Source organism: Bacteroides faecis (assembly GCF_020091505.1).
Lineage (GTDB): Bacteria > Bacteroidota > Bacteroidia > Bacteroidales > Bacteroidaceae > Bacteroides > Bacteroides faecis.
The window spans coordinates 5,784,506-5,796,717 of record NZ_CP081916.1; the positions used below are offsets into that span (position 1 = coordinate 5,784,506).

General features: G+C 45.2%; 8 protein-coding genes. All 8 read left to right on the plus strand.

Features of this window, described 5'->3' with window-relative positions; all coding sequences use genetic code 11:
• The first annotated feature begins 36 nt into the window (after positions 1 to 36).
• Positions 37 to 1,122, plus strand: coding sequence for a FecR family protein (locus K6V30_RS23010; protein ID WP_070612808.1), 1,086 nt, complete (start codon positions 37 to 39; stop codon positions 1,120 to 1,122).
• A gap of 243 nt (positions 1,123 to 1,365) precedes the next feature.
• Positions 1,366 to 4,584 (plus strand): TonB-dependent receptor, encoded by a 3,219-nt coding sequence (locus tag K6V30_RS23015; protein ID WP_224207210.1) that lies wholly within the window; start codon positions 1,366 to 1,368, stop codon positions 4,582 to 4,584.
• 216 nt (positions 4,585 to 4,800) lie between these two features.
• Positions 4,801 to 6,111 (plus strand): hypothetical protein, encoded by a 1,311-nt coding sequence (locus K6V30_RS23020; RefSeq protein ID WP_070612804.1) that lies wholly within the window; start codon positions 4,801 to 4,803, stop codon positions 6,109 to 6,111.
• A 75-nt stretch (positions 6,112 to 6,186) separates the two neighbouring features.
• Complete coding sequence (locus K6V30_RS23025) at positions 6,187 to 7,176, plus strand: hypothetical protein (protein ID WP_070612802.1); 990 nt, start codon at positions 6,187 to 6,189, stop codon at positions 7,174 to 7,176.
• Between the two features lie 721 nt (positions 7,177 to 7,897).
• Complete coding sequence (locus K6V30_RS23030) at positions 7,898 to 8,623, plus strand: hypothetical protein (RefSeq protein ID WP_141758174.1); 726 nt, start codon at positions 7,898 to 7,900, stop codon at positions 8,621 to 8,623.
• A complete protein-coding gene (locus tag K6V30_RS23035) occupies positions 8,620 to 10,023 on the plus strand; it encodes a hypothetical protein (protein ID WP_070612796.1) in 1,404 nt (467 codons plus the stop codon). The genes K6V30_RS23030 and K6V30_RS23035 overlap by 4 nt, the downstream gene beginning before the upstream one ends.
• Positions 9,962 to 10,996 carry a hypothetical protein gene (locus K6V30_RS23040; protein ID WP_141758173.1) on the plus strand — a complete coding sequence of 345 codons (1,035 nt, stop codon included), beginning with the start codon at positions 9,962 to 9,964 and terminating at the stop codon, positions 10,994 to 10,996. The genes K6V30_RS23035 and K6V30_RS23040 overlap by 62 nt, the downstream gene beginning before the upstream one ends.
• Positions 10,983 to 12,209, plus strand: a complete 1,227-nt coding sequence (locus K6V30_RS23045; RefSeq protein WP_070612791.1) for a hypothetical protein — start codon at positions 10,983 to 10,985, stop codon at positions 12,207 to 12,209. The genes K6V30_RS23040 and K6V30_RS23045 overlap by 14 nt, the downstream gene beginning before the upstream one ends.
• Positions 12,210 to 12,212: the final 3 nt, after the last annotated feature.

A 12,212-nucleotide genomic window follows, 5' to 3' on the forward strand; every position in this document is an offset into this window, starting at 1 on the left:
ATTTAGAATTGAATAATATAAAAAAATAGATGTCGTATGGGATTCTGTAGATGGAATATGAAAAAAGAAAGCGATTTCACTCCGAAAATGTACCAAAGTGCATTGCGGAATATGAGCAAGCTTTTGAAAAGGTCTCTGGAAGAAGATGCCGTTTCGGAGAAAGAAAAACGGATGGCAGAGGACATAACCCGGATTATATTGGATAATCCCGACATGGAGTCCGACAAAGAGGCTCCGTTGCAGGAGTGGCAGGTCAGGGAGCTGGAAAAGCTTTCGCCCCTATACGATAAATGTATGGCGGTAGAAAAAAGGAAAAATAGTCTGAAACGTGTCGCGAAGGGCGGTGTTGCCGCCATGCTGGCATCTGCCATGGTGGGTTTTGCCTTTTCTTATTTCCAGAACAGCCCGGAAGAACAGACGGACGGCGGCAATATCCATACCGAACTGGTGGCAATGGTGCAGAACGAAGGGTTCAGCCTTCCGGACGGCAGCACAGGATTACTTGAAAAAGGAAGCTGTTTGAAGCAGGCGGAAAATTATAACAAGGATGAGCGGCGTGTGGAACTGACGGGCCGCGCACGTTTCGATGTAAAGAAGGGACAGCCGGTTCCGTTCATCAGTGAGGGTGTGGGCATCAGCGCCCATGTGAAAGGAACGGTTTACGATATGTGCGCCTATCCCGACGTAGATGTACGACAACTGACCGTACTGGAAGGTGTGGTTGAGGTAAGAAGCATGATTAATAAGAGTGGTGCGCAGAGAAAAGACACGCTATTGGCCACCTTACACGTGGGTCAACAGATTACTTTCGACACAAAGACTTATGAATGCAGCTTTAAAAGGGTGGATACGGACCGGGCAAGCGCTTGGACGAAAGGCAGGGATTTGCCTATCAGGCTCAGCAATATGTCGCTTCTGGAGTTGAAGATGGAAATGAGGAAGCAGTACGGGGCGATATTGGAGGTGGAAGACGGGATATTCCCAGAGGAATGCCGGATAACTGCACCTTTGACGAGCGAAAGAGACGGAATTACCGCCCTCGACGTGGTAGAAAGGATTTGCACGCTATATCCAGGAACGGAATACAAGGAAGAAGGTAACCGGATTGTCATAAGCCGGTGAATTGATATACGAAGTACACCATAGAAAGACTACGTGTACACCCCTTAAAATCGGACAAAGTATGATGGCGCAGGGACGGTAAGAAAACTCCCTATGCACGAGGAATGTATTCTCCTGAAAAGGGAGAACAGCCAGAGTCATGTCCGCGAGGGAAGGGAAATTAGAGCTTTCGAATCACAGTTTTGCAGCATAAATAGAACTTAATTTTTTGAACATTAAAAAATGAAACAAAGGAGGAAAACAATGAATATCAGAACAATGGCCGTATTCTTGGCCATAGTCGGTGCTTTAGTCTGTGGAACAGTCGCTTATGCTGAAACTCCACTGACAGATAACGAAAAGCAGGGTAATGCGCCCAAAGGCATGTACAGCGCAGAAAAGCTGGATCAGCGCATTCAGCGCATCATATCCGCCTATCAAGTGGATGTGGTTTATGACAATGCGCTGACATCCCGGGTAGAGGTGCCTGCCGTTGAAAAGAAATCTGTGGAACACGACTTGTCGGAAAGCTTGAAAAATACGCAGTTCTCCTATAAAAAGAACGCCGAGAAAGGATTCTATACCGTTTATCAGGACAACAACAAGTCGAAAGGCAGAAGCGGCAGAGGTACGATAAGTGGTACGGTGCTCGACAGCAACGGCTTCCCCATTCCCGGCGCCACCCTTTTTGTAGAAGGGATGAAAGAGAAAGGGACGGCTACGGACATCAAGGGGCAATTCACGCTGAAAGACATACCGGCACGGGACGTGAAGGTAGAAATAAGCTGCATCTCCTACCGGAAAATGCTGATTTCGGATGTAAAGGTTTACGGTGGAAAGACTACCCCGCTGGATGTCATCCTTCAGGACGAAACGGAAATGCTGAATGAAGTGGTGGTAACCGCCACCTATAACAGAGCCAGTGCCAACGGGCTTTATGCCAAACAGAAAGCGATGGTGGCAATGAGCGACGGTGTGAGTTCCGACCTGATAAAGAGAACTGCCGACAACAACGTGGCACAAGTGCTGAAACGCGTGTCGGGCGTGACAATTGACAACGGCAAATACGTGACCGTACGCGGTATGAGCGAGCGATATAACAACGTGCAGCTAAATGGAAGCACCCTGCCGAGCACCGAACCCAACCGACGAAATTTCTCCTTCGACATCATACCCACCGCATTGATAGACAACGTAACGATTGCCAAGACCTTTACGCCCGATATGCCGGGCGAGTTTACAGGGGGACTGGTGCAGGTGAACACGCTTTCCGTACCGGAAAAGCCTTTGGTATCTGTAAGTATCGGTACGGGATTCAACTCTATCAGTACGGGGAAGGAATTTAAGAGCAATACACGATTTAAGAGTGACTACTTGTTTGGAAATAGCCGTGACTGGTATGGCAATGATTGGAATCCTGATCGTTTCTTTGAAATCATGAATAATAATAATACCCAATATGCCGATTACAATTTTTTAACCGACGAAGGCAAGAAGTTAATTCATAATTTGAATGCCCGCATCCCTAACCACTGGGGATTAGGTAAGAAGAAAGCTTCGCCTACTCAGAACTATGCCATTACAGTAGGTATGCCTTTTGATTTAGGAAATGACAACAGATTGGGAATCATTGCTTCCTTGACTTATCGGCATGAAGAAAATACGGATGATTTATTAGCTGCTATAGACTATTCAGGAAGTGATACATTATATACTGGGAAGCAATACCGATTTGTTACGTCAACCGGAGCTGTAGCCAATATTGGTTGGGAACGTCCGGGGCATAAAGTGACATGGAGAAACTTGTTCAATAATCGGTTTACGCACAATAATTTGGAACGTATCAGATACGATGCCGATAGTTATAACTGTTATCAATTGGAACAATACAGTAAGCCCCTCATTAACCGTCTGTGGCAAACCCAATTGGAAGGCGAACATAGATTGCCGCTGGATATGGTATTTACATGGATGGGGGATTTCAGTAAAATGAATCGTACCGCTCCGGACGACCGTTATACAGTAGGTCTGATTAAATCAGAAGTTCCTTCTCCCAATGATAATTATTTAGTGGACTGGCTGATTCCTCGTTCTGCACAAAGTATCAATGACGGGCATATTTATTATTCAGGTTTGGAAGAAAAGAAAACAAATATCGGAACCAATCTTGAATATCCGTTTATTGTTGAAGGAAACAAACAAAAGATGAAAGTAGGTTACTTAGGCTCTTTCAGACGGGCAGACTTCAAACAATTGTATTTGACTATGCTTGATAGTGACGGTATAGTTACCGAAGAAGGCCTTGCCGTGGATGATAGATTTTCACCTGACCGGTTTGCCAACGGTGAACTGCGCTATGGAATCGGAGGACTGAATGGGAATAAGGATTATTACAATGGAAAGCAGGACATACACGCTGCTTATATTATGGGAGAATTTTCATTTTTCAAGAAACTTCATCTGACGGCAGGTGTACGTATGGAGAAAACGGATATGAGCGTATTTACTTCTACCGAAAAGAAAAAAGAGGGTGAATTTACTGTTCCCGTAGATTCCACTATCACACGCAAATATACGGACTGGCTACCTGCCACAACTGCGGTATACAATATTACGGATAATTTGAATGTTCGTGCCGCTTATAGCAAAACGATGGCAAGACCTGATTTCCGTGAGTTAAGTGTAGGTACTTATTATAATGTAGATGACCGTATCTTCGTCCGTTCTTTGGGTGCATTGAGACAATCTTATACCCACAATGTCGATTTACGTTTCGAATGGTATCCCCAAGCGGGAGAAGTGGTTTCCATCAGCGGATTTTATAAAAGATTTAATGATCCGGTAGAAATGATTTCAAACTTAAGACCGGGAGGTGGCGCATACGAAATGTTTTCTGTGAATCTTGAAAAGGCTTCCATTATGGGTATGGAATTCAACCTGCGTAAATCTTTCGATTTCCTTGCACCGGGCAGTATTCTCAAAGATATTTATCTGACTGCAAATGCCAGCATTATCAAGGGAAATGTAGAATATAATCCGGAAGACGAAATTAATAAACTCGCATTTGGGGATGATTATGTACCTGCCGACAATTCATTCGACCGGAAACGTCCTTTACAAGGTCTGGCACCTTATTTAGTGAACGTAGGTTTAATGTATCAAGGAGATGTTTTGGGAGCTAATATTAATTATAGCCGTAACGGGCGAAAGCTATTCATGGCCGGTACGTATGAAAAACTCGATGAATTTGAAAATTCCCGTGATATGCTTGATATACAGGTAAGCGCACGTTTCTTGAAAGAAAAATTGGAGGTTAAGTTCAATGCCAGTGATTTACTGAATCAACCTTTCATTAGATACCGTAATACTAATCGAAAGTTTGAAGACTTAACTGATGATATGAATTATAATGAAGGAGATTGGGTGCTGAACAAATATAAGCGAGGTACGAGCTATTCATTTTCGGTAAGCTATAGATTTTAATTGATATAGAAATGTATTGGAAGTAATGACTGAGGAGTAAGTATTTAAGAGGGGTGGACTACCTTTTATTACAATTGTGTACGTGAAGAAAACTTCTTATGACAGTCGAGAAATTTAAAAAGAAGATTGGTCCAAACAAAAGATGTCAACCCTATCATCAGTAAAATAGGGAGAGAACAAGGTTTTTAGATTTTTAATTTCAAAAAGAATTACATTATGAAACATTTTTTGAAAAAAGTCGCATTAGTATGCGCAGTTTTAGGCGGTTCCATTATTGGAATGACCTCTTGTAGCAATGAAGATCAGGTAGTGGCTCCCGGTGGTGAAACACGTGCTGTTACGAGAGTTTCCGGTCTTATTACCACTGATACCCAATGGTCAGGTGAAATCTTCTTGGAAGAAAAAGTAGCTGTAACAAACAATGCTACACTTACTATTCTGCCGGGAACTAAGATTGTAGGTAAATCGGTTCCTGAAAATGAGACTGATAACTTGGATGCCACTGCTATCGTTATTACCAAAGGTGCAAAAATTAAAGCCGAAGGTACAGCATCTAATCCTATTGTAATGACTGCAGAAACCCCTTCATTGGGTTGGGGTGGTTTGGTTATTTTGGGTAAGGCAAGAATCAATCAGCCGACGACTCAGTATATCGAAGGAATTGCAGTCGGAAGTTTCCCCGGAGTAGATACCTCTTATGGTGGTACGGATGACAATGATAATTCGGGTATTTTGAAATATGTCCGTATTGAATATGCCGGTGCTACGATTGGTGATGCCAATGAATTGAACGCTTTCACTTTCGGCGGTGTAGGTCGTGGAACAACTGTTGAATATTGCCAAGCTTATCATGGCGAAGATGACGGTTTTGAATTCTTCGGTGGTTGTGTAAATGCTAAATATTTGGTATCGACAGCTTCTGATGACGATGCCTTTGATTTTGACTTCGGCTATACTGGTAAGATTCAGTTTGCTGTAGCTACAATCGATGCATCCAAGACTTACTCTTCCGATCCTAACGGAATTGAATGTGATAATGAGAAGCCTTTTAATGCAAGTCATACTCCTTACACTCATCCGGTATTGAGCAACTTGACTATTGTAGGAACTTCTACGGGTTCTGCCGCTTCTGCTTTGAAGTCTGCTGCCAATTTCCGTAGAGGTGCTGAATTTACTTTAGTGAACAGTATCATGTGTGGATTCCCGAAGGGGATTTATTTCACTGATGCTCCGCAATTAGGTGCGAGCGTACTTTCTAACAATATTATTAGTTCTGTACCCGCAGGTAATGAAATTATTGATGGTACTGCCGGAACTCAAGCAAATAATTCATTTGTTGATAACGCAACACATATTGGCTTAGGTTCTGTATGGGGAGGAAATAACGGCTTGATGCCTGGAAGTGGTTCTATAGCCATTTCCGGTGCTTCCTTCAGTGGTTTGGATAGTTGGTTCACTACTACTACTTATAGAGGTGCTATTGGTGGACGTTCTAATTGGGCTACTCAGTCATGGGTAAAGCAATAAAATAGTATTAAATCTATAGCCAAATGAGAGGGGGATTTATCCCCTTCTCTATTTGGCTATTTTATTGGAAATAAGATGAATAAAATTCTATATTATTTTATATCTTTTGTTGTTTTATTTGGTTTTGCAAGTTGTGACACGGATGATGAATACATAGATACAACCTATATAAAAGCGACCGTAGTATTTATAGGATCATCAGATGGTTATGAAGTTAGATATAACGGGAAAAAGACCGCTCTTGTTATATATGGTAAGGAAAATAGTACCGGAAAGTTGGAAGTATATAAAACAGGGAAAGATACTCCTGAAATATCAGAAGAAATAACCTTGACAGACGGAAAGAAGATTGAACTGTTAAAAATATTAGGTCGGAGCATTGCATTTGCATCTTCTGTTAGTGAGGATGAATATACAACATTCACTCCCTATATTACTTTTTCTAATGGTTTCGACAAATATACCGTCACTTTTAACGATGAGAAGTTAAACTTGCGTAATGAAAATAAGATTGCAAATGATGCTTTAGAAGGCACATTAAAAATCATTCGCAATTCCGATGGCTCAATCCTTTATGAAGAAAACATGACCATTGTGCCGGAAAGCACCATTAATATAACCGAGTTGGGAGAAGAGAGTTTTGTAAATCTGTCTACCAGTGGTGGAGAATCTGATCCTGAATCAAGTCAATATACTAAAATTCGTTTTATCTATACTGCTGATGCTTTTCCCGGACATAACAAATTAGAATTGTTAGTTTATCTGTCAGATTTAGGCTTTAACCAATTTACAGACCCAATAACAATCAAGTTGAAAGCAGGGCAGATGTCGGAATTTATCCAAATAGATAATAAAACCTTTAGTGAAGATGGGGTAAATGGAGTATATGATTTGATTGATGAAAATGGGAATTATATAGTTGATAGTATGAGTGATCTAGATACTGGTATTTTTATTGGAAACTCAGACTACAAATTTCTAACATTTCGGCTTGAGGATTCTTCTGAGAATCATCAAGGTGGCAACATGGTTTTATGCAAACCAATAAGTCAAATTCCTTGGTAATAATATAGTTCAGTGATAAGATGAAAATCTTACGATGCATATCTAACGTGCTATGTAACAGAACCTCTGTTTATGACTTCTTACGAGAGGGATGTATAACGACTGTACCTATAGAGGCGAATACGTGTATCGTAACTATTGTAAACGATTCTATTATTACTAATACAACATGGACGGGTGAAGTTTATCTCTAACCGACATTAAAACGTTTGGAAAATCAGTCCGAAAAGAACGGGATGAAAACTCGGCAACTCCGGTTGTTCCGAGAAACGCCATACCGAGAAGCTGTCACCCGTTCGACAAGGACAAGCCTGCCGAACGTAGCAAATTTATATGAAGCAACATCGCTCGTTTAACATGTGACTGAAAAAAGCAAAGCAACCGCTGGCTGTGAAACTGTGATATTAAGATAAACAATTTCAGACACATGCAGAGCGTAAAACAAGGAAAGCAGCCATGTTGCGAAACACACTGCTTCCTTTTTTCAGAAAACATTATTCCATATCCGGTATCACACCGGACAGTTGAGAGGTATAATGTTACTTGATGACGTGTTTTTTTATGAATAATAATATAAATATTATGAACGAGAACAAATGTAAAACTCCGAAATGGCATCAAAAGATTCTTGCCATTTTTTATCAACATGAAAGTTACATGTCGTTTCCGGGAGCCGCAAAGAGCCTCCGGACAAGTAAAATCATTAAACCGAATAAACATTATGGAAGAAAAAAACTGGTGGATTGCAAACAACTATTTGTATTTTGACGATGACTTGGATGCGCTGGAGTCAATGGTTCCGCAATTGCGGAAGATGATAGAACAGCAGATAGTCATGAGCGATGATCCCTTCCCGATTCGGGTGGGAATAAAATGTACCCCCCGTCCCGGATGCACATGGGGAATGATTATGGAATACCGTGACCGAGAAGCATGGGAGAAGAATGATTCTGACACTACGTTTTTTCTCTTCGTGCTGCGCATAGACACGAAGAAGAACTGGAAAGCGTTCGCGATTCATGTTTATCACCTGCCGGTGCGGGATGAATACGCCGTTTTCGCGTTCTATCTGGGAAGCATAAACGGATTTGCGGAAATGTTGGAAAGGACGGACGACTCCATGAAAGTGACACTGGGCGTCCTTGCCGATATGGATATGAACGGGGTAATGGAAAACGGCAAGGAAGTGTATGTCCCGATGTCGGACATTTTCCTGAAAGGAGAATACTACGGGGACAACAAGAAATACGGACTGCCCGTTTACCGCTTTGAACAACAAATCCGTTATGAAACGATGAGACCGGGCATTGACGCTCCCGCAGAAGTCTGCAAGAGACTGCTGGAACGGAAGGAATGGCTGGCTGAAACATGGAAAACCTCTACCGGAAAAGCTTCGGCACTATTATATATACCACTCGGTGAAAAGAAGAAGGGAGGCAAGGAATGACAACGGACACGATGGACGGCAAGGAACTGTTCAGCGAAGTGAACAGGCAGCACGACAAGGTACGAGCGTTTGCCGCCACCAAGGAAAAGGAGTTCCGCCGGGAGGCCATGCACGCCGTGGTTTTTCCCCTCATCCGCTGTGTGGAGCACACGGTGGAAGGCGGAAACACATGGCTGGTGATTTTCCGCGCCAACCAGCACCGGGATTACCGGAAGGCCGACAAGGAGCATTTCTTCTACGTCTGTCTGCACAAGGGGGATGACGGGGGAACTTACCCGATACTGTTCATGCCGCTGGAATGGGGAGAAAAGAAAGTGTTCATGTTCAAGCCCCATTTCACGGGGAGATCAGAGGAACGGGTGGTAGAGGAAATGCCGTTCTGGGGCATCAAGCAGATAAAGTCGTTTTTCTCACGCAATTATACTTACTTCATCGACGCGCAGGACAAGCCGGAACCGGGGAGCATCGCCCATGCCGGGGAGCGCATCTACCTGATAACGGTGGACGGCGTGGGACTGGCGTGGGTGGAGTGCGACGAAGTGGCGCTGATACGCTCGTTCGTCTCGCACGAACAGGCGTTCAAGGATCAAGAGCTGAAATTCCTGCACGGCGAACTGATGTGCAAGCGGCTGCTGCTCTCTATGGGAGGGTATTCGCCCAAAGGGGACTACCGTATCCTGAGAGAGATGTGCAAGCTGGCGCTCAAACTGAACCGCAGTCTGGAATATGCCGTCAACGTGCTGGACGAGTACGAACAATGCCCCTACAGAAAACTGTATGAAGAAAAGCATCCCGTTGCGAAATGCCGGATGTGCAGCTACCGGAGCAAGGACATACAACCGTATCTGGACGCCTGCCATCTGCTGTGCAACCTCGCGCTGCCCCAAGGGATGCATCCTTACCGGTTCCAGCCGGAGGCGGTGGTTCCGCACCAAGTGACCTACGAGGATGCCAAACCTGCTTGGAAGGCTTTCAGCGAGAACGGCCTACTGAGGGCGGCCATGCAAGGCATAGAGAAAGAGAGGAAAACGCTGCTGAGCCAACTCTCCGGCGGAGCCGGACAAATTCCGGGTAGCGAGCTGAAGGAGTTTTCCGAGGGACTGCTGAAGAGGTTGCCGGAAACGGCCACAGCACAGGCAAGTGACAAATGGAAAATGATGTTCAGCGAAAACATGCTGCAATTCCTGCTGGCACACTTCGACAAGATGTATGCCCTGCAGGCGGAGGAACGGGAACAGCGCAGACTGGAAAGAATCAGACGTGAGACGGAAGCACGCGGCCCTGCCGGACGGCATCAGTCTTATGTCCTGTTTAAAACAAATAAACCAAAAAAGAATCATGGGAAAAATTCATGGAATGACAGAGGTAAAAGGCGTTTCCCTGCTCGAACGCTATCTTGACGCGGCAGACGAAATCGCCGCTCACGTGAAACGCGTGAAGGAAGAAATGAGAGACGGGCTGTATGAGCTTCGTTCCGAATTTCCCGTATTCAGGCGCTTTGACGTCAGTACGAAAAACAACGGGCGATTTATCGTGATACTGCGCATCAAGAGCCGCAGTGATTTCGAGTCCGGATGCAGTGACCGTGAAACACGGATATACATGCACTGCCAATACTGTCCGGAAAACGGGAGGGAACCCTGCGAGGCAGTAATGATGCCCTTGCCGATTCCCCACAACGAGAAAACGGCGGGCATCTTTTACGGAAAAGGCGTGACGGACGACGAGTTTCTATGCCATTCGTCCGAAAGGGTGCTGGGCATCGGCAAGCATCAGGTGATGGCCGACAGATGGTCGTTTGCCATAGGCCGGGAGAAAAAAGGCAATATAGTGGTGTTTGACCGGTATTTCAAGTTCAATGACCAGCCTTACAAGATGTTTACGGACAAGAAGGCATACCTTATCGTGATGACGGGCATCAGTGAACGGTATCGCTGGGGACTTCCGTCCAATCCGCTTGCCGTACTGGCCACGGACGTGATTCTTCTGCTGCGCAAGGAAGCGGTCTGGAACGAGGAAGTGAAGGTCCGCACGGAGTACATGACGGAATGTCTGGAGTTATGCCTTAAGGTACATCCGGAAATGACACGCCACTTCCCCGATTGGCAGGCCCGCATCCCTTCCACACCGGAAGGATGGCTGGAATATGCGGAAGAAATACGCGGACTGTCTTACGATTTGGGAACGGTGGAGGAACCGATGGAAGGCAAGGGCTGGTACACACAGCCGCGCCCGGAGAATGCCGGAACGGGGATGCCGCCCATTACCATACTGCAAGAACGGTATAACGATAAACTGTATCAGGAACGCTATCCCGAATGGATGAAAATGAATATAGTAGTGTTAACACAGAAAGGTGATGAAAACGACTGATATTACCGGAAAGAAGATTCTGGAAATCTTCGATGAGATTAAAGACGAGTTCAAGGAGAGCCTGCAAAGCATCCGGAACATATATGAGAGGGTGGGTGACGTACGCTTTCCGTTCGCTTTCATGGAAAGGACATACGTACCGTCTGCCGAGGAAGGAATAGCGGCACTGGCCGTGCGATACAAGAACCGCAATGAATGGGATGAAAAAAAGGGATTTGTCCTGCCCCTGATTGTGAATGAAAATCTTGACTTCGGGACGGGGACGGATGAAGTTCGCATCATCACTCCGGAAAACGTGCGGGTATATACGGTGCTCACGCTGCCGGACGGGAAACGGCAGGCGACCATTTTCAGACCGGCTTTCTTCCGGGATTTTACGGACATAGTGGAGGAAAAACTGGACGATAACCCTTCGGGCGGAATGGAGAGCGCCGAATATTATTTCGGGAACGCGTGTTTTCCGCAAGGACTTTGCATCTGTGAAGACCGTATATACATCCCTTCTCCTTACGGAATAGCCTGCGGACGGCTGCTGAAATGGTGCGACATCGCGCTTTTTGACCGTTTCGTGCCGAAGAATGCCATTGAAGGCGGGCTGGACGGCGAGAAAGAGATATGCCGGGAACTGGAAAAGAGATGCGAACAGCTATGGAACGAGTGGGTTTATGAAAAACCTGCCGGAACCTTGAAACTGCTGGCTCAAGAGTTCCGCCGGATAGCGGACTATGTGGAAGAGTCGGTGGCATACCGGGTGGAAGGCCATGAACTGTATGATCCGGAGGGTGGTGAAAGTTTTGACAAAATGATTGGCATCGGGCAGGTCAGGGAACGGTTCCGTGAAAGGCTGGAAGTGCTGGACGATTTCGTGCAGTTTCTGCTGACGGACGACAGCAACCTGTTCTGCCATATCGAGGGCTTGAAGCGGATGCCCTACTCTTCGGTACCCGACTTGGAGCGCACGGACTATGCCGCATTGCACGGGGAACTGCTGGAATGGATGGATTATGCGGAAAAGCTCTGCAAACTTGACCGCTATGTAGATAATCCGTATAATATTCCGAAAGGGCTGGATGGCTTGATAGCGGAGTGTGAAAATGCCATTGCCGAATCGGAAAAGCGCAAGGAAATGGCCAAAGGTGCGGGACCGATATCACGTGAAAGAGAGCGTTTTCTTGCGGAACAAGGTTTCATTGAACTGGGGAAATTCTATTAATCA